This window comes from Pandoraea communis (assembly GCF_902459745.1).
Classification (GTDB): Bacteria; Pseudomonadota; Gammaproteobacteria; order Burkholderiales; family Burkholderiaceae; genus Pandoraea; species Pandoraea communis.
On sequence record NZ_CABPSJ010000004.1, the window covers coordinates 49,814 to 69,399 of the forward strand.

At 62.5% G+C, this 19,586-nt stretch carries 18 protein-coding genes; 8 read left to right on the top strand and 10 right to left on the bottom strand.

Annotation, left to right across the window (positions count from 1 at the left end; genetic code table 11):
- Positions 1-93 precede the first annotated feature (93 nt).
- Positions 94-687 carry a MarC family protein gene (locus PCO31110_RS14870; RefSeq protein ID WP_010803937.1) on the top strand — a complete coding sequence of 198 codons (594 nt, stop codon included), beginning with the start codon at positions 94-96 and terminating at the stop codon, positions 685-687.
- A gap of 99 nt (positions 688-786) precedes the next feature.
- Here the strand turns inward: PCO31110_RS14870 and PCO31110_RS14875 are convergent, their stop codons facing one another.
- Together PCO31110_RS14875 and ffh are read right to left on the bottom strand one after the other, a co-directional pair.
- A complete protein-coding gene (locus tag PCO31110_RS14875; protein WP_010803938.1) occupies positions 787-1,335 on the bottom strand; it encodes a hypoxanthine-guanine phosphoribosyltransferase in 549 nt (182 codons plus the stop codon).
- A gap of 107 nt (positions 1,336-1,442) precedes the next feature.
- A complete protein-coding gene (ffh, locus tag PCO31110_RS14880) occupies positions 1,443-2,807 on the bottom strand; it encodes a signal recognition particle protein (RefSeq protein ID WP_010803939.1) in 1,365 nt (454 codons plus the stop codon).
- 111 nt (positions 2,808-2,918) lie between these two features.
- Between ffh and PCO31110_RS14885 the strand changes: the two genes are divergently transcribed.
- From PCO31110_RS14885 to PCO31110_RS14905, 5 genes are all read left to right on the top strand, one after another.
- Complete coding sequence (locus tag PCO31110_RS14885) at positions 2,919-3,803, top strand: cytochrome C assembly family protein (RefSeq protein ID WP_010803940.1); 885 nt, start codon at positions 2,919-2,921, stop codon at positions 3,801-3,803.
- Positions 3,804-3,809: 6 nt separating this feature from the next.
- Positions 3,810-4,115 carry a PP0621 family protein gene (locus PCO31110_RS14890; protein ID WP_150690773.1) on the top strand — a complete coding sequence of 102 codons (306 nt, stop codon included), beginning with the start codon at positions 3,810-3,812 and terminating at the stop codon, positions 4,113-4,115.
- A gap of 175 nt (positions 4,116-4,290) precedes the next feature.
- A complete protein-coding gene (locus PCO31110_RS14895; protein WP_010803942.1) occupies positions 4,291-4,803 on the top strand; it encodes a DUF1269 domain-containing protein in 513 nt (170 codons plus the stop codon).
- A gap of 463 nt (positions 4,804-5,266) precedes the next feature.
- Positions 5,267-5,866: a 1,6-anhydro-N-acetylmuramyl-L-alanine amidase AmpD gene (gene ampD, locus PCO31110_RS14900; protein ID WP_010803943.1), complete on the top strand. Its 600-nt coding sequence runs from the start codon at positions 5,267-5,269 to the stop codon at positions 5,864-5,866.
- A 375-nt stretch (positions 5,867-6,241) separates the two neighbouring features.
- Positions 6,242-9,196 carry a ribonucleoside-diphosphate reductase subunit alpha gene (locus PCO31110_RS14905; protein WP_150585718.1) on the top strand — a complete coding sequence of 985 codons (2,955 nt, stop codon included), beginning with the start codon at positions 6,242-6,244 and terminating at the stop codon, positions 9,194-9,196.
- 111 nt (positions 9,197-9,307) lie between these two features.
- On the opposite strand, the gene PCO31110_RS14910 is transcribed toward PCO31110_RS14905, so the two are convergent.
- The gene (locus PCO31110_RS14910; protein ID WP_010803945.1) at positions 9,308-10,270 is read right to left on the bottom strand and encodes an aldose epimerase family protein; all 963 of its coding nucleotides are present in this window, start codon (positions 10,268-10,270) and stop codon (positions 9,308-9,310) included.
- A 556-nt stretch (positions 10,271-10,826) separates the two neighbouring features.
- Between PCO31110_RS14910 and PCO31110_RS14915 the strand changes: the two genes are divergently transcribed.
- Positions 10,827-11,969 carry a ribonucleotide-diphosphate reductase subunit beta gene (locus tag PCO31110_RS14915; protein WP_150690775.1) on the top strand — a complete coding sequence of 381 codons (1,143 nt, stop codon included), beginning with the start codon at positions 10,827-10,829 and terminating at the stop codon, positions 11,967-11,969.
- 716 nt (positions 11,970-12,685) lie between these two features.
- Positions 12,686-13,246, top strand: a complete 561-nt coding sequence (locus PCO31110_RS14920; protein ID WP_150690776.1) for a histone H1-like DNA-binding protein — start codon at positions 12,686-12,688, stop codon at positions 13,244-13,246.
- 214 nt (positions 13,247-13,460) lie between these two features.
- On the opposite strand, the gene PCO31110_RS14925 is transcribed toward PCO31110_RS14920, so the two are convergent.
- The 7 genes from PCO31110_RS14925 to accB form a co-directional block, all read right to left on the bottom strand.
- On the bottom strand, positions 13,461-13,940 hold the full coding sequence (locus PCO31110_RS14925) for an outer membrane lipoprotein (protein WP_010803948.1): 480 nt from the start codon (positions 13,938-13,940) through the stop codon (positions 13,461-13,463).
- 19 nt (positions 13,941-13,959) lie between these two features.
- Positions 13,960-14,895 (bottom strand): carbohydrate kinase family protein, encoded by a 936-nt coding sequence (locus PCO31110_RS14930; protein ID WP_150690777.1) that lies wholly within the window; start codon positions 14,893-14,895, stop codon positions 13,960-13,962.
- A 188-nt stretch (positions 14,896-15,083) separates the two neighbouring features.
- Positions 15,084-15,584, bottom strand: a complete 501-nt coding sequence (gene tpx / locus PCO31110_RS14935; RefSeq protein WP_010803950.1) for a thiol peroxidase — start codon at positions 15,582-15,584, stop codon at positions 15,084-15,086.
- Positions 15,585-15,616: 32 nt separating this feature from the next.
- Entirely contained in the window at positions 15,617-16,711 is a 1,095-nt protein-coding gene (locus PCO31110_RS14940) for a DUF3426 domain-containing protein (protein WP_150690778.1), read from the bottom strand.
- 32 nt (positions 16,712-16,743) lie between these two features.
- Positions 16,744-17,637 (bottom strand): 50S ribosomal protein L11 methyltransferase, encoded by an 894-nt coding sequence (gene prmA, locus PCO31110_RS14945; RefSeq protein WP_010803952.1) that lies wholly within the window; start codon positions 17,635-17,637, stop codon positions 16,744-16,746.
- A gap of 27 nt (positions 17,638-17,664) precedes the next feature.
- Positions 17,665-19,026, bottom strand: coding sequence for an acetyl-CoA carboxylase biotin carboxylase subunit (accC, locus tag PCO31110_RS14950; RefSeq protein WP_010803953.1), 1,362 nt, complete (start codon positions 19,024-19,026; stop codon positions 17,665-17,667).
- A 100-nt stretch (positions 19,027-19,126) separates the two neighbouring features.
- Positions 19,127-19,585: an acetyl-CoA carboxylase biotin carboxyl carrier protein gene (gene accB, locus PCO31110_RS14955; RefSeq protein WP_010803954.1), complete on the bottom strand. Its 459-nt coding sequence runs from the start codon at positions 19,583-19,585 to the stop codon at positions 19,127-19,129.
- Position 19,586 lies beyond the last annotated feature (1 nt).

The following is a 19,586-nucleotide window of genomic DNA, read 5'->3' on the forward strand; positions in this document are numbered from 1 at the left end:
GGTGAAACGTCGCGCGAGCGCAGACGCATGAGGCAATACCTGACGGCAGTCGCCCTGGCGGCTGCCGTTGTCATATCTGGAAGCGTTATCGGTATGGAATATACGTTCGCGTCAGCGACGGTGCTGTTGCTGCTCATCACCGACCCGTTCGGCAATATCCCGATCTTCGTGAATGCCCTGAAGAATGTGCCGGCCCATCGACGGCCGCGGGTGATCTTGCGCGAGGTGCTGATTGCGTTTGTCATCCTGCTGCTCTTCATGCTGGCGGGCGATCGCTTTCTGCGCATGATGAGTCTCACCGATCTGTCGTTGCAATTGGCCGGGGGCATCGTGCTGTTCCTGATCGCGCTGCGCATGATCTTTCCCCGTCCCGATCAGGGCTCGTTGCCCGATGCGGGCGAGCCGCTCATCGTGCCGCTGGCGATACCGGCGCTTGCGGGGCCGTCGGCGCTCGCGACCGTCATGCTGCTCGTGTCGCAGCAACCGGGACGCATGCTCGAGTGGATCACTGCACTGTGCGTGACGATGGCCGTTTGCGCGGTGGTGCTGCTTCTTGCCGATCGCATCGAACGATGGGTCGGCTCGCGCGTGGTGGCGGCATTCGAGCGTTTGATGGGGCTGATTCTGGTGGCGATCTCGGTCGAGATGATCCTCAAGGGCGTGAAGACCTTCGTGCACCAATTCTGATGGCGTGGTGCGTGCCGCGACAACCATGAAAAAGGGGCCGCGTCTGAACGGGCCCCTTCGGACTGTCTTGCGGTGCGGGAGGGTATCCCGCCGCGGCGCTTAGCGCGGCGTAGTCAGCGCACGGATGGCCGGCAGGTTACGCCAGTAGCCTTTGGCGTCCATGCCGCAGCCGAAGACATAACGATCCGGCACCGTGAAGCCGCAGAAATCCGGGCGCGACGGCTTTTCCTTCGTCAGGATCTTCTCGCACAGCACGGCGCTGTAGAACTTCGAGGCGCCCATCTCCAGAATCCGGTCACGAATCGCCGCCATCGTGGCACCTTCGTCGAGAATGTCGTCGAGCACGAGCACCACGCGATCGCGCACCGAGTCGCGCGGCGCCACGCGCCACTGCATCGCACCGCCGGTGGTGGTGTTGTTGTAGCGCGAGAGGTGGATGTAGTCGAACTCGAGCGGGAAGTCCAGGCGCGGCAGCAGCATGCCGGTGAAGACGGCCGCGCCGCCCATGACCGACAGCACCATCGGGAATTCGTCGCCGATGGCGTCCCTGATGGACTTGGCCATCGTGTCGACGGACCGGTTCACCTCGTCGGCCGAGACGATTTCTTCGGAATTACGGAATACTTCGAGGGCTTCTTCGCGGTTCATATGGGGCGACCCTGTGGAACGTGTTGCTGGGGGATGTCGCTAAGTGCGGCCCGGAGTATATACGGAAAATCCGTAGGAATGCCCGGACCGCGACCGGTAAGCCTGGCTCAGCGCATGCCGGGCATCATGCCTTTCATGCTGCGCATCATCTTCATCATGCCGCCGCCTTTGAGCTTCTTCATCATGGTGCGCATCTGGTCGTACTGATTGAGCATGCGGTTGACCTCCTGCACCTGAACACCGGCACCGGCGGCAATACGGCGCTTGCGGCTCGCCTTGATCAGTTCCGGCTTGGCGCGCTCGGCCGGCGTCATCGAATTGATGATGCCCTCCATGCGGCGCACCTGCTTCTCGGCCTGATCCATGTTGGTCTGGCTGGCTGCGGCCTGGAATTGGGCGGGCAACTTGTCCATGAGCGACGACAGGCCGCCCATCTTCTTCATCTGGCCGATCTGCGCCTTGAAGTCGTTCAGATCGAAGTCGCCGCCTTTCTTGACCTTGTCGGCGAGTTTTTGCGCGGCCTGCACGTCGACGCCGCGTTGCGCTTCCTCAACGAGCGCCAGAATGTCGCCCATGCCGAGAATCCGGTTCGCCATGCGATCCGGGTGGAAGACTTCGAGGCCGTCGAGCTTTTCGCCCACACCGACGAACTTGATCGGCTTGCCGGTAATGTGGCGCACCGACAGCGCTGCACCGCCGCGCGAGTCGCCGTCGAGCTTGGTGAGCACCACACCGGTGAGCGGCAGTGCGTCGTTGAAGGCGCGGGCAGTGTTCACGGCGTCCTGGCCGAGCATGGCGTCGACGACGAACAGCGTTTCAATCGGCTTGAGTTCGGCGTGCAGGGCACTGATTTCCTGCATCATTACTTCGTCGATACCCAGACGGCCGGCCGTGTCGACGAGCAGCACATCATGGTGATGGCGGCGGGCCCAGTCGACGGCCGCGCGGGCGATGTCCACGGGCTTCTGATCGGGTTGCGACGGGAAGAAGTCGGCGTCGACCTGCTGTGTCACCGTCTGCAACTGGGCGATAGCGGCGGGGCGGTAGATGTCGGTGGAAACTGTGAGGACTTTCTTCTTCTGGGCGCGCAGCAGCTTGGCGAGCTTACCGACCGTGGTCGTCTTACCCGCGCCCTGCAGGCCGGCCATCAGGATGACGGCGGGTGGCGTGGTCGCGAGATTGAGTTCGGCGGCACGGCCTTCGTAGTCGCCGCCCATGAGCGCGGTCAGTTCGCGCTGCACCACGCCCACGAGTGCCTGGCCCGGCGAGAGGCTGGAGATCACCTCCTCACCCAGTGCCTTTTCTTTCACCTTGGCGATGAAATCGCGGACCACCGGCAGGGCGACGTCGGCCTCGAGCAGGGCGAGACGCACTTCGCGCAGCATTTCCTGCGTGTTGGCCTCGGTCAGGCGAGCTTCGCCGCGCAGCGTCTTGACGACTTTGGCGAGGCGCGTAGTGAGATTGTCGAGCATGAAACGTATCCTGTAAGACTCGCAGTGGCCCCGGCGGCCTGTCCCGCGGCCCCGGAGGGGGCGTAGTGGGTGTGGCAGCGCGCCCGTCATGGGCTGGTGTAAACTTCAAATATGACTATTTTACTGTATGCGCTGACCGCCATCCTTTACGCCGGGCTGGCGGTTTGTTCGTGGCAAGGATACCGGCGCGATGCCGCGCTCGCTCTGGCGGGCGGGCGGGTCGCGCCTGTGCCGGTCACGGGCACCCCGTCGCGCTGGCCGATGCAGCTTTCGCTGCTCGCTGCGCTGCTGCTGCACGGGGTGTTGCTGCATCAGACTATCTTCCGCGCGGACAGCATGCACTTCGGTTTCGCGTACATGCTCTCGGCCATGCTGTGGCTCTCGGTCGGTATTTACTGGATCGAGAGTTTCTTCTTCCCGCTCGACAGCCTGCGACTGATGGTCACACCCGTGGCCGCCGTTGCGTGTCTGTTGCCGATGATTTTTCCGGATGTGCGCATTCTCGGTTTTGCCGCAGATCCGATTTTCAAGGTGCACTTCATCATCGCCAACATGGCCTACGGGCTGTTCGCACTGGCCGCGCTGCACGCGCTGCTGATGATTTATGCCGAGCGGCAACTGCATCCGTCGCGCAGCAATGAGGCGACCGGCTGGCTTTCGCGCTGGCTCGAGACGTTGCCGCCGCTGCTCACGATGGAGAAATTGCTGTTCCGGTTGATCGGTGCCGGGTTCGTATTGCTGACCCTGACGCTGATTTCCGGTGTGATGTTCTCCGAGGCGCTGTTCGGGCGCGCGGTGCGCATCGATCACAAGACCGTGTTCGCAGTGGTGTCGTGGCTGATGTTCGGCGCGGTGCTGCTGGGCCGGCACTTTTATGGGTGGCGCGGGAAGGTCGCGCTGCGTTGGGTTCTGGCGTCGTTCGTGGCGCTTTTGCTGGCGTATGTCGGCTCTCGCTTCGTGCTTGAGGTGGTGCTGCATCGCATAACGGAGACTTGAAGCGCGATGCGCAATATCCTGCTGTTACTGGTGTTGTTGGTGGCTGGCACATGGTGGATGCGGTACAACGAGCGTAAGCGCAACACCGAGCGCGATGAGCGCAACGAGCGCAACGAACAGCGGCGTCCGCCGCCGGCGAACGGTCCGCGCCCGACCGTGCGCGAAGCGCTGCCGCCGGCGGAGCGTATGGTGCAATGCATCGAGTGCGATACCTACCTTCCCGAGAGCGAAGCCATCGGCGGTTCAGGCGGCAAACATTTTTGCAGCGCTGCGCACCGCGACGCCTATCTCACGCGCGAACACCGCGTCTGAGTCCCGCTGCGCAGCCAGACTGCGCAGCGATTCCGAATTTCCCCCTCGTCTCTGGCATGGCGCTCGAATGGGCCGCCTTGCGCATGCCTGTCGCATGCACTAAAACACAGTAACCGGCTCTGTATAAAAGAACCATAACAACAGAGACGAGATGACAGGAGGGCGCAACATGCTAATGCGCAGACGGATGTATTTTCTTCTTCCCGATCTGGCCAGTGCCGGGCGCACGATGAGCGATTTGCTGCTCGCCCGGATCGACGAGCGTCACATCCACTTTATGGCACGTGACGAAATGGACCTGGAGGGACTGCACGAGGCTAACCTGCTTCAGACTTCCGATATCGTGCACGGCGCAGAAGCCGGACTCGTGATCGGCGGGTTCTGTGGTTTGGCAGTCGGTGCAGTCGCCGCGTTTTTCCCCATCGTGGGCACACGTCCCCAATGGGAATTGATGATCGTGACCGCACCTCTCGGCGCGCTCTTCGGCGCCTGGGTGTCGAGCATGATCGGTGTGTCGGTGCCGAACTCCCGGCTCAAGGCGTTTCGCGAACCGCTCGAGCGCGGCATGATCCTGCTCATGGTGGATGTGCGCGACGGTCGTGTTGACGAGATTCGCGACATGCTCAAGGAGCATCACCCTGAAGCGCATATGGAAGGGGTGGAGTCGGCAATTCCGGCATTTCCGTGATGGATGGCAACGAACGAGGCGATCGGATCGACATCGAATACCGGATTGACGCAGGAGACGAGTATCACCGGCCGGGAACGGCCAATAGCGCCGCACCTGTGAGCGGCGCGGGGTGGTGCGCGTGTCGTATGACACGAGTACGACGCCATCCCAGGGCGTGGTCACGCCCACAGAAGCCTCTCGGCCAAGCACGGCGGGAGGCTTCTTCTTTGGGAATTCGCCATCGCTATCGCCCAGTGGCCCGCAGGCACCCGGCAACAGGCGATATGTCGACGCACCGCTCGCATCCGGCATGCCGGGCATGCTGGCGGCAGGCGCGGGCCAAGTGGGCTACAATGGCGCCCCTCGCTCTACGGGAGTTCGCCATGCCCGTCATGCTCCAGTCATTTGCGTCCCCTAACGTTGCGCCTCGGTCGTGTGATCGTGTTGAGCGGCGCACCTTGCCGATGCCGCGAGGTCGCGCATGAACGCGCCGGATCAACGTCCGTCGCTCACCCTCGATGCCAACGGATGGGTGCGCGAAGCCGAACGTCTGCCGTCGCCCAATTTCGACACGCGGCCCGACGGGATGCCGACCGACCTGCTCGTGGTACACAACATCTCATTGCCGCCGGGTCAGTTCGGCGGCGATGAAATTGCGGCATTTTTCCAGAATCGGCTCGACCACGATGCGCATCCGTTCTTCGACGAGATTCGTGGCGTGCACGTCTCGTCGCACTTTCTGGTGCGACGCGATGGTGCGTTGCAGCAGTTCGTGTCGTGCGATGCACGGGCGTGGCATGCGGGGGCGTCGTCGTTCGAAGGCCGTTCGCGCTGCAACGATTTTTCAATCGGCGTTGAGCTTGAAGGCACCGACGAACTGCCGTTCACTGCGGCGCAGTATGCAACGTTGGCGGCGCTAACGCGTGCGTTGTGTGAGCGTTATCCGATTCAAGCCGTGGCCGGACATGCCGACATAGCCCCGGGCCGGAAGACCGATCCGGGACCGCATTTCGAGTGGCAGCGATTGCGCCGCATGGCGGATCTGAGCCCCGAAGCATTGCCGTTTCAGCCGGCCGATTAATCCCCATCCGGGGACAGGTTTTGCTTGACAGGGCGATGGCACGGGCGTCCCCGGCGCGTGAAATTTTTGGGTTTGCGGAGTGCGTCATCTCCACTATACTTAGTGCCAATTCCAGTGCCGACCACTACATCTAGTGGTTGATGTCGGGTTCGGCCCAGGATGCAATAACCATCAATACCGTGCTTGTCCCGCGGCGTTTAGTGGGGCGGCACAGCAGCAAAGCCGTGCAGCGGACACCTCGAACCCTTGGCCGTCCGTCGGTCGTGCGGTGTTCAGCACTTCGCTCCATCGGCGCCCCCAGGGCGCATTTTTGCCGGCAATAAAACTGGTAGAGACGCGCTAACAGCACCATCTCATTGGAACGGGAGTTTTTACATGCAGACTAACGAAAACCTCACCCGCCCGAACCCCACGCCCGCCGCAACTGCTGGCAGTGGCGCGGGTGCGTCGGCGCCCCAGACGACGGGCGCATTCGAGCCGGCCACCAACGCCGACTTCAAAGTGATTCGACGCAACGGCGCGGTGGTGGGTTTCGAGCCGTCGAAGATCGCCATCGCTGTGACCAAGGCGTTTCTTGCCGTGAACGGCGGTCAAGGTGCGGCTTCGGCGCGCGTGCGCGAACTCGTGGAGCAATTGACGCAGAACGTCGTGCGCGCGTTGGTGCGTAGCCGTCCGAACGGCGGTACGTTCCACATCGAAGATATTCAGGATCAGGTCGAACTCGCGCTCATGCGCGAAGGTGAGCACAACGTGGCTCGCGCCTACGTGCTGTACCGCGAGAAGCGTTCGCAAGAGCGTGCTCAGGCGGTCGAGACCACGCAGGAAGCCGCTGCGCCCGACGCGCCGGTGCTGCGTGTCACCGACGACGGTGTGACGCGTACGCTCGACATGGCCGTGCTGCGCGGCGTGGTGCAAGCCGCCTGCGAGAATCTCGGCGATGAAGTCAAAGCCGATCCGATCCTGACGGAGACCATCAAGAATCTGTACGACGGCGTGCCGCTGTCGCAGGTCTACGATTCGGCGATTCTCGCTTCGCGTACGCTCATCGAGAAGGAACCGGCGTATAGCCAGGTCACGGCCCGTATCCTGATGCACACGATCCGCCGCGAAATTCTCGGCGAAGAAGTGCCGCAGGGCGAAATGGCTGCGCGCTACATCGAGTACTTTCCGCGTTTCATCAAGCAAGGGGTTGAGGCCGAACTGCTCGACGAGCAACTGCTCTCGTTCGATCTGGCCAAGCTGGGCGCCGCGCTCGACGCGTCGCGCGACCTGCAATTCAACTACCTGGGCCTGCAGACGCTGTACGACCGCTACTTCCTGCACATCGACAGCCATCGTATTGAAATGCCGCAGGCGTTCTATATGCGTGTGGCAATGGGTCTGGCGCTCAATGAAGTCGAGCGCGAAGCGCGTGCGATCGAGTTCTACCAGATTCTGTCGAGCTTCGACTTCATGAGTTCGACGCCGACGCTGTTCAATTCGGGCACGCGTCGCTCGCAGCTCTCGTCGTGCTACCTGACGACGGTCTCGGACGATCTGGAAGGTATCTACGAAGCGCTCAAGGAAAACGCGCTGCTCTCGAAGTTCGCGGGCGGTCTGGGCAACGACTGGACGCAGGTTCGCGCACTTGGCTCGCACATCAAGGGCACGAACGGCAAGAGCCAGGGCGTGGTGCCGTTCCTGAAGGTGGTCAACGACACGGCCGTGGCCGTGAACCAGGGCGGCAAGCGCAAGGGCGCTGTCTGCGCGTACCTGGAAACGTGGCACCTGGACATCGAAGAATTCCTGGAACTGCGCAAGAACACGGGCGACGATCGTCGTCGTACGCACGACATGAACACGGCGAACTGGATTCCCGATCTGTTCATGAAGCGCGTGATGGAAGGCGCCGAGTGGACGCTGTTCTCGCCGTCAACCTGCCCGGATCTGCACGACAAGTACGGCAAGGCCTTCGAACAGGCTTACACGGCCTACGAAGAGAAGGCCGCGCGCGGCGAGATCAAGCTGTTCAAGAAAGTGCCGGCGCAGGCGCTCTGGCGCAAGATGCTGGGCATGCTGTTCGAAACCGGCCATCCGTGGATCACGTTCAAGGACCCGTGCAACATCCGCTCGCCGCAGCAACACGTGGGCGTGGTGCACTCGTCGAACCTGTGCACGGAAATCACGCTCAACACGAGCGAGACCGAAATCGCCGTGTGTAACCTCGGCTCGGTGAACCTCGTGGCTCACCTGAAGCAGACGGCCAACGGCTACGCGCTGGATCACGAAAAGCTGCAGCGCACCATTCGCGTGGCGATGCGCATGCTCGATAACGTCATCGACATCAATTACTACGCGGTGGCGAAGGCGCGCAACTCGAACCTGCATCACCGTCCGGTGGGCATGGGCATCATGGGCTTCCAGGACTGCCTGCACCTGCTGCGCACGCCCTACGCGTCGAACGACGCAGTCGAGTTTGCCGATCGTTCGATGGAAGCCGTGTGCTACTACGCCTACTGGGCGTCGACCGAGCTGGCGAAGGAGCGAGGTCAGTATTCGTCGTACAAGGGCTCGCTGTGGGATCGCGGCATCCTGCCGCAGGATTCGCTCAAGCTGCTGGCCGAAGAGCGTGGCGGTTATGTCGACGTCGACCTGTCGAGCACGCTCGACTGGGACAGCCTGCGCAAGCACATCGCCGATCACGGCATGCGCAACTCGAACTGCGTGGCGATCGCACCGACCGCGACGATCTCGAACATCATCGGCGTCTCGGCCTGTATCGAGCCGACGTTCCAGAACCTGTACGTGAAGTCGAACCTGTCGGGCGAATTCACGGTGGTCAACGAGTATCTGGTGCGTGACCTGAAGGCTCGCGGCCTGTGGGACGAAGTGATGGTCGCCGACCTCAAGTACTTCGACGGCTCGCTCGCCCGTATCGATCGCGTGCCGGCCGATCTGCGCGAGATTTACGCCACGGCGTTCGAAGTCGAACCGAAGTGGCTGGTCGAGGCGGCGTCGCGTCGTCAGAAGTGGATCGATCAGGCGCAGTCGCTCAACATCTATATGGCGGGCGCTTCGGGCAAGAAGCTCGACGAGACGTACAAGCTGGCTTGGACGCGCGCACTGAAGACCACGTACTACCTGCGTACGATGGCTGCAACGCACGTCGAGAAGTCGACGGTGAGCCACGGCGCGCTGAACGCGGTGAGTTCGGGGGGGGTGACGCCGAGCGGAAGCTTCTCGGCCGAGCCGAGCTCGCCGCTGGCACAACCGATGCCGGAAGCCGAAGGCGCGGTCTGCACGATGCGTCCGGGCGACCCTGGCTTCGAAGAGTGCGAGGCTTGCCAGTAAGCAGAGCGTGCCGAGGTGCCCGACAGGGACCCGGCACCTGGGAAAAACCCCGTCGCCCTTGCGGGCCGACGGGGTTTTTTCTTGGGTGATTCGTCTGGCGATCTGGCCAGATCAGGCCAGATCGATGCGCATCGACAGGTCGAGCGTTTGTCCGTGCGCCAGCACGACGTGATCGTCGTCGAACTCGCCGACCCGGTGTGTCGACGGCTCGAGGCACAGGTACGGACGCCCCGCCGGCGAGTGCAGCACCAGCCAGGTGGTGTTGTCGCTGCGCACGGTGACCGAGCGCAGGCCACCGGCGTAGTCGATACGCGCGTCGAATCGTCCGGACTCGGAGGGCACTTCGGCGAACCAGGTCGATCGTCCCCCGGTATCGAGTCCGCCGCCGACGGACACGACTTCCATCGCGCCGACATGCACACGCTGCTCGCTCGGCCAGCGGATGTCTTCAGAGGGCGAACGCCAGATGGCTTCCGATTCGAACATCAGACGCGCGCCCGCAGGCCAGCGGAAGTACGGGTGCAGCCCGAGTCCGGCCGGCATGTCTTCGGCGGAGAGATTGGTGATCGACAACAGCATGTCCACCCCGTGCTCGTCGAGCGACACCGAGAGGTACGCCTGATAGTGCCAGGGCCATTCGGGTTGGGCGGGGCTGTCGAGTTGCAGCACACAACAGTCAGGGCTCTCGTCGACGACGTCCCACTCGCGCCGCAGCCCCCAGCCGTGCAGCGAACTCGACGCCGCAGGCGCCTCGCGAACGCCAATCGTGCGCTCGCGCCAGTGCAGGGTGTCGTCGCGCAACATATTGGTATACGGCAGCATCGGAAAGGCACCGGCCTTCGGCCATTCGTCAGACGAGAACGGTTCGTTGCCCAGCGGTACGAGGTAGTCGAACAGGTCGCCGCGCGTGTCGCGGCGAGCGAGTCGCGCGAGCCGGCCGCCGCAACCGGGTTGGACTTCGGCCACGAGCGAGCCTTTCGAGAGGCGGATCGGTTTGCCTGGCGTGAGTATGCGTGGGGTCGGGCCTGGCGAGCCCGCTTGAGTCTGTGCGCTGTCGGCGCTTGGGAATGTCATCGTCGGTATCTCCTTCATCGGCGTCTGGCGGTGGCGCGCGCCGGAATCTGCCGTTCCGGTCCGCTGCGCGGTGACGCTCGCCGCCACAGGATACGCCAATGTGACGCCACCCTCTCCGGAGGCAGCGCCATGACTGTCGTGCGACGCCGTTTCGTGGCAAGATGCCGGTCCCGCGAGACCGGATGCCAATCGGCTAAGGGAAATCGCCAAACACTAGGTATAGTGGTTATCGTGCGGTGCGACACTATATCTAGTGTCGCGTGCTGGAATGAGTGACGTAATTGTGCTAAATTGGAGTCATTCAATTCGACGTCGGGAGGTCATGATGTTGTTATCGCTCTCGTGTCGGCGTTGTTGTTCAAAACTGCGCAATTGCGCATCTGCATTACCCCCGAAACACGGCAACTTTTCCGGCGAACTTCGCACTGACGGCGATAGGTCGCCGACTGCCGGATCGCAAGTTTTTTGTCAGCCTTCGCTCGCGAACGGCTGATCTGTCACTTCGGCGATGTGCGCGCCTGTGTGCATCGCATCAACCTGAACGGACTGAGACCCTATGCTTAACTGGGAAGAAGACACCACCTCCGCCAAACCGGCTGCTCCCTCCGCCGCTCCGGCGCCTGAGTCGAACATTCTTGGCACCCAAGGGGATACCCCGAGTGTGATCGCCTCGCAGTCGACGCGTCGCGTGAGTGCGTCCGACAAACGCGTGATCAACGGCACGACGGATGTGAACCAGCTGGTGCCCTTCAAGTACAAGTGGGCCTGGGAGAAATATCTCGCGGGTTGCGCGAACCACTGGATGCCGCAGGAAATCAACATGTCGCGCGACATCGCCCTGTGGAAGGACCCGAACGGTCTGACCGAAGACGAGCGCCGCATCATCAAGCGCAACCTCGGCTTCTTCGTGACCGCCGACTCGCTCGCCGCGAACAACATCGTGCTGGGCACCTATCGCCACATCACCGCGCCGGAGTGCCGCCAGTTCCTGCTGCGTCAGGCGTTCGAAGAGGCGATTCACACGCACGCTTATCAGTACATCGTCGAGAGCCTAGGACTGGACGAAGGCGAGATCTTCAACGCGTATCACGAAGTGCCGTCGATTCGCGACAAGGACGAATTCCTGCTCCCGTTCATTGAAGTCGTGGCCGATCCGTCGTTCCAGACCGGCACGCAGGAAGCCGACCAGAAGCTGCTGCGCTCGCTGATCGTGTTCGCCTGCATCATGGAAGGTCTGTTCTTCTATGTCGGCTTCACGCAGATCCTCGCGCTGGGCCGTCAGAACAAGATGACGGGTGCTGCAGAGCAATATCAGTACATCCTTCGCGACGAGTCGATGCACTGCAACTTCGGCATCGATCTGATCAATCAGGTGAAGCTGGAAAACCCGAACCTGTGGACGCCGGAGTTCCGCGAAGAGATTCGCGAGCTGTTCAAGAAGGCGGTCGAGTTGGAGTATCGCTACGCTGAAGACACGATGCCGCGCGGCGTGCTTGGTCTGAACGCGGGCATGTTCAAGAGCTATCTTCGCTTCATCGCGAACCGTCGTTGTGCCCAAATTGGTCTCGAAGCGCTCTACCCGAACGAAGAGAATCCGTTCCCGTGGATGAGCGAGATGATCGATCTGAAGAAGGAGCGCAACTTCTTCGAGACGCGTGTGATCGAGTACCAGACCGGCGGTGCGCTGAGCTGGGACTAAGCCCAGAGTGAAAAATGGGTGCTCGCTGCAAAGCGAGTATCCATGCGGGTTTCGAGAGGGTGGTGTGTGCGTGCATGACACGCGTGACCAGCAACAAGAGAAGCAAAAGAGAACGTGCAGGTCACGCACATCATCCTCACTCGCAAGACGTTTCGATCGCTTCGCAAGTGCTTCGCATGCGTCGACATGCGAGTGCGATGTGCATCAAATACAACAGATTGACTTCGTCATTACGAATGTTGTGCGCTTTTTTACGTGCAAAGTATTAACATCGCATCACAAAAGAATTATGATTCGCTCAAATAAATTGCAGTCTCGATGAACACACGAAAGCACATTGCTTTCCTCCCGCGACAGAGAGCTGGTAGTTACGGAGCGTAAAAACCTTGGTGCATAGCAAGCAGTATCGCTTATCCGCTATCGCAATCTCCTCCATCCCGATGACGGGACAGGCAAGCTACCCCCCGAAGAATCTGGCGAATCCCCCTTCTCAAGACAATCGAATTGCTGGCGGCAATGTCGCCGGCAATTTTTTTGCGCGCGTGACCACACACGGTCAGCGTCATGCGTGCAGCGCCGAATTCATTAGCGTAAGCCGTCGTTGTCCGATGCGTACGCCGATGAATAGCCCGCTCGCCGGCGGTTCACCGCACGGTGGTCGGGTTTCCTTCTCAGGTGGTTTGTTTGAGTGATCTTTCACGTTAAGGAGCAAAGTGATGGCTACTACTGCTAAGAAAAAACCCGCAGCCAAGAAGGCTGTTGCCAAGAAGCCGGTAGCGAAGAAGGCTGCCGCCGCCAAGAAGCCTGTCGCCAAGAAGGCTGTGGCTGCTAAGAAGCCGGTCGCGAAGAAGGCAGCTGCCGCCAAGAAGCCGGCAGCGAAGAAGGTTGCTGCCAAGAAGCCGGCAGCCAAGAAGGTTGCGGTGAAGAAGGTTGCCGCCAAGAAGCCGGTCGCCAAGAAGGCAGCGGTGAAGAAGGTTGCCGCCAAGAAGCCGGTCGCCAAGAAGGCAGCAGTGAAGAAGGTTGCTGCCAAGAAGCCGGCCGCCAAGAAGGCAGCAGTGAAGAAGGTTGCTGCCAAGAAGCCGGCAGCCAAGAAGGTTGCGGCGAAGAAGCCCGCTGCCAAGAAGCCTGCTGCTAAGAAGCCCGCTGCTGCCAAGAAGCCGGCAGTGAAGAAGGTTGCTGCAAAGCCTGCTGCGGCTCCGGCTGCGGCACCGGCAGCACCGAAGACGGCGCTGAACCCGGCAGCGGCATGGCCGTTCCCGACCGGCAGCCGTCCGTAATTCGAGTGCCGATGCAGGAACCAGGGCACTTAGGTGTCTTTTGATCGAGTAGGCCTACTCGATCCGAAACCCGCTGTGATGAGCCATCGTCGCAGCGGGTTTTTTCATGGCGCAAATGAAAACGGGCGACCTGAGTCGCCCGAGTCATGCGTGCGCAAGCGCGATACGAGATTGCCCCCGGCAAGTACCGCGCGCGTCAGCGCAACGTGAAGACTTAGTGCGTCACACGTGTCACGCCGCCGCTCGAGAGCAGACGCACGCGCTGTCCCGGCTGGAACGCCTCGTCGGCATCCTGCGTGATCGCACGCAGCTCGCCGTTGTCGAGTCGCACCGTGATTTCCAGACCCGCCTTCTTGCTCATGCGGCTCTCGATGGCTTGACCTGCCACTGCGCCCAGCAGACCGCCGACGATGCCCGTCGCAATCGAACCGCGGCCGCCACCGATGGCGCTGCCGCCGATGGCACCGAGCGCGCCGCCGCCAGCGATGCCGAGAATGCCCGGGTCGCCGTTGCTGCTGTCGATCGTCACCGGGCGCACCGATTCGACCGTGCCCATGCGCACGACCTGTTCGCGTTGCGCCTGACGGCTGTTGTAGACGCTCGCAGAATTGCTCGGGCCGAACGCCGTGCAGGCGGACAGAGAGAGCGAAGCCGCGGCAGTGAGAATAATGAGCGGTGTGGTCAGTCGTGCCATCGTTGTGCCTTTTCTAAGATCATTCGAAGCGGTGGCCGAACGCTTCTACAAATTGCGCCTCGATTTCGCTGCGCGCCGGTGCATACGTCTGCGGGCCTTGCTCGGCAATCTTGAGTGAACCCATCAGGCTGGCCAGGCGGCCGGTCGTCGGCCAGTCGAGGCCCTTTTCAATGCCATACAGCAACCCGCCACGGAACGCATCGCCGCAACCGGTGGGGTCGACGATGCGCTTGGCGCTCACGGCAGGAATGTCGTGTTGCTTGCCGTCGGCGAAGATCAGGGCCCCGTGTTCTCCGCGCGTGACGACAAGTGCCTCGACTCGGGACTGCAGGTCTTCCATCGACCAGCCGGTCTTCGAGCAGAGGAGCTTGGCTTCGTAGTCGTTGACCGCGAGATACGTTGCGAGTTCCACCATGCGGCGCAGTGCCTCAGCCGAGAGCAGCGGCAAACCCTGGCCCGGATCGAACACGAAAGGCACTCCCGTCGCGGCGAAGCCTTCGGCGTGGGTAAGCATGGCGTCCGGGGCATCGGGGGCGACGATACCGAGCGTGGCGCCTTTGACATCGGCCACGCGATTCTCCGCCGAAAACATCATTGCGCCGGGGTGGAAGGCGGTGATCTGGTTGTTGTCCAGATCGGTGGTGATCATGGCGTTCGCCGTCATGCTGTCGGTGACGGTGCGCACGAATTCCGTCGTCATGCCAAGCGATTGGAAACGCTCGAGGTAGGCAGCGCCATCGTCACCGACCGTACCCATCACCACCGGCGACCCCCCCAGCAGATGCAGGCTGTAGCCGATGTTGCCGGCGCAGCCGCCGAAGTTGCGGCGCATCGTCGGCACGAGGAAGCTGACGTTCAGGATGTGTACCTGATCGGGCAGGATGTGCTCGCCGAAGCGGCCTTCGAACGTCATGATGTTGTCGTAGGCGAGCGAGCCGCAGATCACGGTAGTCACGGAACAGGTCCTTGCGAAAGGTAATAAGGGGGGGCCAACAAGGGCGGCAGCAGATGACTCTCAGTCGAGCCGCCTCATGCTGTCAAAAAAAACTGGCCGACGCATCCGTTGCGCCGGCACGGGAACTGCGATCCGGCGCGCGCCGGTCGAATCGACCGACGCGGGCGAGCCGGCTGAACGGCGGTGATTTACGACAGGGCGGCGAGCGCGGCGTCGTAGTTCGGTTCGTTCTTGATCTCGGGCACGAGTTCGGCGTGGATCACGCGGTTATCGGCGTCGAGCACCACGACGGCACGGGCTGCCACACCGGCGAGCGGGCCGGTCGTGATCGCCACGCCGTAGTTCTTGAGGAACTCGCGACCGCGCATGGTGGAGAGCGTGACGACGTTGTTCAGGCCTTCGGTGGCGCAGAAGCGGCTCATTGCGAACGGCAGGTCGGCCGAGATCACGAGCACGACAGTGTTCTCGAGCTTGCCTGCGGCTTCGTTGAATTTGCGGGTCGAGGTGGCGCAGGTCGGCGTGTCGAGGCTCGGCACGATGTTGAGCACCTTGCGCTTGCTGGCGAAGTCCTCAAGCGTGACGTCCTGCAATTTGGCGTTGACGAGCGAGAATGCCGGTGCGGTCTGACCCTTCTGCGGGAACTGGCCGTCGACTTCGATGGGGTTACCCCCGAGCGTGACTTGGGACATCAATATCTCCTGAATTGAGTGCAACAGCGCTGTCAAGGATAGAACGCGAGCACCCGGTAATTACTGGCTAGCGCTGCCTGCGCCGACAATCGTAACCGAATCGTGCGTTCATTGCGTGAAGCCAGCCCGGCCTCGCGCAGTGCGGCATCGGTAACGTAGTCGCTGGCCGCAAAAACGCGTCGCACGACGGGCTTGCCGTCGATGTCCGACAGCGTTAGTTCGAGCGATGGCCAGGCTACCGCGTAGTCCGCCTGATTGCGGATGAACACGGTGAGCGTCATGGGGACGGCGTCGGCCAGGGAGGCAGACGCCGCGCTTGCCGTTGCGTCGGTGGCGTCTGCTGCGCCGGCGTCGTCGGTGACAAGCGTCACGCTGGAAAGCTGAATCATGTCCGGCTGACGCGGCGGTGCGATCGTCACATGCATCGGCCGGCCGATAGCGGCGAACACGCCGCGCAATGCCGGAACCCGGTCGACCAGTGCGGCGTGTTCGATCCAGGCCCACTGTGCAGCCAGGCCGAGAATCGCCAGCGTGAGCAGCACTCGCCAAATCACGCGGCCGGCACCGGGGCGTTGCGGTTGCCCGGCGAGGTGGATCGATGTCGGCGGCCCGGCGCGGGGGGACGAGGCGGTGGATGCGGTCGGTGCGGTGAGTCCTGCGGGCTCGTCGTCGTCGATGTAGCGCCCCGGGCCATGTTGCATTTGCGCCCGGCTTTCGTCGGCGGTGCCCAGCAATGCGGCGATGGCGGTGGGCGTGAGCATCTCGGGCACCGGCGGCCGTTCGGCGCGGGGGACGGATTCGTTTGCCGATGCCGCAGATACCACTTTATCGATCGGCAGCGACGACACCTGCGGTTCGCCCGCGATGTCGTGGGTAACGGGGCCGTGCGGCGGGACGGTATCGCTGAGGGCAGTGCCATCGTCTGGCGTCGCACGCATTGCCTCGGCGGCCGGCGCGTCACTTGCGTCGCTGGGCGCATCGCAGAGATAGGTGCGTCCGTCGAACACTTCACGACAATTGCCGCAACGCACCAAGCCGTCGCGCAGCTTGAGCTGATCCGCGACGACGCGAAAGACGGTATGGCAGTGGGGGCAGCGAGTAGCGAGAACGCGCGAGGGCTGGGTCATGGGACTCGAAGGCTCGGCGCGTTGTGCGCGGTTTAGCTGGCGGCCTGCCCGTGCAGGCAGACCCAGCCATCGTAAGCGCGCCAGACCGACATCTTCATATAGGGCGCGTAGGCGGCGATCACTTCGTCGGCTTGTCGTTCCAGCACGCCGGACAGCGCGAGGCGTCCGCCCGGTGCCACCCGCGAGGTGAGCATCGAGGCCAGCAGCTTGAGCGGATTCGACAGGATGTTGGCGACCACAATGTTGAACTGGCCGTCGCGCAGGTCGTCGGGCAACCCGTATTCGACCGGCGCGTGATTGCGTTCGCTGTTGTAGCGGGCGGACTCGACGGCCTGCGGATCGATATCGATACCGATGACCGGATCGGCGCCGCACTTGCGCGCAAGAATTGCCAGAATGCCGGAGCCACAACCATAGTCGAGCAGCGACTGGCCCGGCTGTACGTTCTGTTCGAGCCACTCCATGCAGAGTCGCGTGGTCGGATGGCTGCCGGTGCCGAAGGCCAGACCCGGATCGAGTTCCAGGATAAGGGCGTCGGCGTCCGGGGCGTCATGCCACGACGGCACCACCCAGATCCGCTGGCCGATCTGCATCGGCTCGAACTGCGATTGCGTGAGGCGCACCCAATCCTGCTCCTCCACGTCACGCAAGGTGAACGCGGGTGATGCGGCGAGCCCCAATTCATTGACCGCCGCCGCGAGCAGCACGGCGGCATCCTGGTCTTCCCCCACCAGCGCGACCACGCGCGAGTGCTGCCACGCGGTGTCCGGCGGGGTGAGACCAGGCTCGCCGAACATCGGTTGCTCGTCGGGCGTGTCGGCGTCCGCGTCTTCCACCGAGACGGACAGCACGCCGAGATCGAGCAGGGCGTCTGACAGGGCCTCGGCTTGGGCACGGGCAACTTCTACGACGAGTTCGCGATACATAGCGAGTAGTTCCTGCGAATGAACGACTTAATTGCTGCCGACGGCAGACTTCTGCGCCAGCTTGTGTTCCAGATAATGGATGCTCGTGCCGCCTTCGACGAACTTGGCGTCGAGCATCAACTCCCGGTGCAGCGGGATGTTCGTCTGGATACCTTCGATCACGATTTCCGACAGCGCCACACGCATGCGGCGAATCGCCTGGTCGCGCGTTGCCCCGTAGGCGATCAGCTTGCCGATCATCGAATCGTAGTTAGGCGGCACGAAGTAGCCGTTATAAGCATGCGAATCGACGCGGATGCCGGGGCCGCCCGGCATGTGCCAGGCGGTGATGCGACCCGGCGACGGCGTGAACTTGAACGGATCTTCGGCGTTGATCCGGCACTCGATGGCGTGCCCCTGGAACTGGATGTCGCGCTGACGGTAAGCGAGCTTCTCGCCGGCCGCGATGCGGATCTGCTCCTGCACGATATCGATGCCCGTGATCATTTCCGTGACCGGGTGTTCGACCTGCACGCGCGTGTTCATTTCGATGAAGTAGAACTCATTGTTCTCGAACAGGAACTCGAACGTGCCGGCGCCGACATAGCCCATCTTCTTGCAGGCGTCGGCGCAGCGATCGCCGATGCGCTCGATCAGACGGCGCGGGACCAGCGGTGCGGTCGCCTCTTCGATCACCTTCTGGTGACGGCGCTGCATCGAGCAGTCGCGCTCGCCCAGCCAGACCGCATTCTTGTGCTTGTCGGCGAGAATCTGGATTTCGATATGGCGCGGGTTCTCGAGGAACTTCTCCATATAGACTTCCGGATTGCCGAACGCACGGCCCGCTTCCTCGCGGGTCATGTTGACCGCGTTCACGAGCGCCGCTTCCGTGTGCACCACGCGCATGCCGCGGCCACCGCCGCCGCCTGCGGCCTTGATGATCACCGGATAGCCGATCTGACGTGCAATGCGCACGATTTCCTTCGGATCGTCGGGCAACGCGCCTTCCGAACCCGGCACGCAGGGCACGCCGGTCTTGATCATCGTCTGCTTGGCCGAGACCTTGTCGCCCATCAGGCGAATGGTGTCGGGGCGCGGGCCGATGAACGTGAAGCCCGATTGCTCGACGCGCTCGGCGAAGTCGGCATTCTCGGAGAGAAAGCCGTAACCCGGGTGGATGGCCTGGGCATCGGTGACTTCTGCCGCGCTGATGAGCGCAGGCATGTTCAGATAGCTAAGCGGCGAGGGCGCCGGGCCGATACAAACGGCTTCGTCAGCGAGCTTGACGTACTTCGCTTCCTTGTCGGCTTCGGAGTAGACCACGACGGTCTTGATGCCCATCTCGCGACACGCGCGCTGGATGCGCAAAGCGATTTCGCCGCGGTTGGCGATGAGAATTTTTTCAAACATTATGTGCAGTCCTGCCCGTAAGGGGAGAGGAGCGGGGCCGGACGCCGCTTGCCGCCAGGCGGTACACAGCTGTGCTGCGCGGGGCGTCCGACAACCGGCATTAGCCGATCACGAACAGCGGCTGACCGTATTCCACGGCTTGACCGTTCTCGACCAGGATTTCCTTGATCACGCCAGCCTTGTCCGACTCGATTTCGTTGAGCAGCTTCATGGCTTCGATGATGCACAGCGTCTGGCCTTCCTTGACCGAGTCGCCGACTTGCGCGAACGGATCGGCGCCCGGCGACGGGGCACGGTAGAACGTACCGACCATCGGCGACGTCACGATATGACCTTGCGGCAGCACCGGCGCGGCCGGGGCGGGGGCGGCGCTCGGCGCGACGGGAGCTTGCGCAGCGGCTTGCGGGAGTGCCGGCATGGCCATCTGCATCGGGGCGGCGATCACTTGGGGCGGCGCCTTGACGATGCGGACCTTGCCTTCGCCTTCGGTGACTTCGAGTTCGGAAATACCCGATTCGGCCACGAGGTCGATCAACGTCTTGAGTTTGCGCAAATCCATG

Excerpts from the sequence above, each read along its gene's own strand:
- PCO31110_RS14870 (WP_010803937.1), top strand. The coding sequence starts at position 94 with ATGGAATATACGTTCGCGTCAGCGACGGTGCTGTTGCTGCTCATCACC.
- PCO31110_RS14875 (WP_010803938.1), bottom strand. The coding sequence starts at position 1,335 with ATGAACCGCGAAGAAGCCCTCGAAGTATTCCGTAATTCCGAAGAAATC.
- ffh (WP_010803939.1), bottom strand. The coding sequence starts at position 2,807 with ATGCTCGACAATCTCACTACGCGCCTCGCCAAAGTCGTCAAGACGCTG.
- PCO31110_RS14885 (WP_010803940.1), top strand. The coding sequence starts at position 2,919 with ATGACTATTTTACTGTATGCGCTGACCGCCATCCTTTACGCCGGGCTG.
- PCO31110_RS14890 (WP_150690773.1), top strand. The coding sequence starts at position 3,810 with ATGCGCAATATCCTGCTGTTACTGGTGTTGTTGGTGGCTGGCACATGG.
- PCO31110_RS14895 (WP_010803942.1), top strand. The coding sequence starts at position 4,291 with ATGCGCAGACGGATGTATTTTCTTCTTCCCGATCTGGCCAGTGCCGGG.
- ampD (WP_010803943.1), top strand. The coding sequence starts at position 5,267 with ATGAACGCGCCGGATCAACGTCCGTCGCTCACCCTCGATGCCAACGGA.
- PCO31110_RS14905 (WP_150585718.1), top strand. The coding sequence starts at position 6,242 with ATGCAGACTAACGAAAACCTCACCCGCCCGAACCCCACGCCCGCCGCA.
- PCO31110_RS14910 (WP_010803945.1), bottom strand. The coding sequence starts at position 10,270 with ATGACATTCCCAAGCGCCGACAGCGCACAGACTCAAGCGGGCTCGCCA.
- PCO31110_RS14915 (WP_150690775.1), top strand. The coding sequence starts at position 10,827 with ATGCTTAACTGGGAAGAAGACACCACCTCCGCCAAACCGGCTGCTCCC.
- PCO31110_RS14920 (WP_150690776.1), top strand. The coding sequence starts at position 12,686 with ATGGCTACTACTGCTAAGAAAAAACCCGCAGCCAAGAAGGCTGTTGCC.
- PCO31110_RS14925 (WP_010803948.1), bottom strand. The coding sequence starts at position 13,940 with ATGGCACGACTGACCACACCGCTCATTATTCTCACTGCCGCGGCTTCG.
- tpx (WP_010803950.1), bottom strand. The coding sequence starts at position 15,584 with ATGTCCCAAGTCACGCTCGGGGGTAACCCCATCGAAGTCGACGGCCAG.
- PCO31110_RS14940 (WP_150690778.1), bottom strand. The coding sequence starts at position 16,711 with ATGACCCAGCCCTCGCGCGTTCTCGCTACTCGCTGCCCCCACTGCCAT.
- prmA (WP_010803952.1), bottom strand. The coding sequence starts at position 17,637 with ATGTATCGCGAACTCGTCGTAGAAGTTGCCCGTGCCCAAGCCGAGGCC.
- accC (WP_010803953.1), bottom strand. The coding sequence starts at position 19,026 with ATGTTTGAAAAAATTCTCATCGCCAACCGCGGCGAAATCGCTTTGCGC.
- accB (WP_010803954.1), bottom strand. The coding sequence starts at position 19,585 with ATGGATTTGCGCAAACTCAAGACGTTGATCGACCTCGTGGCCGAATCG.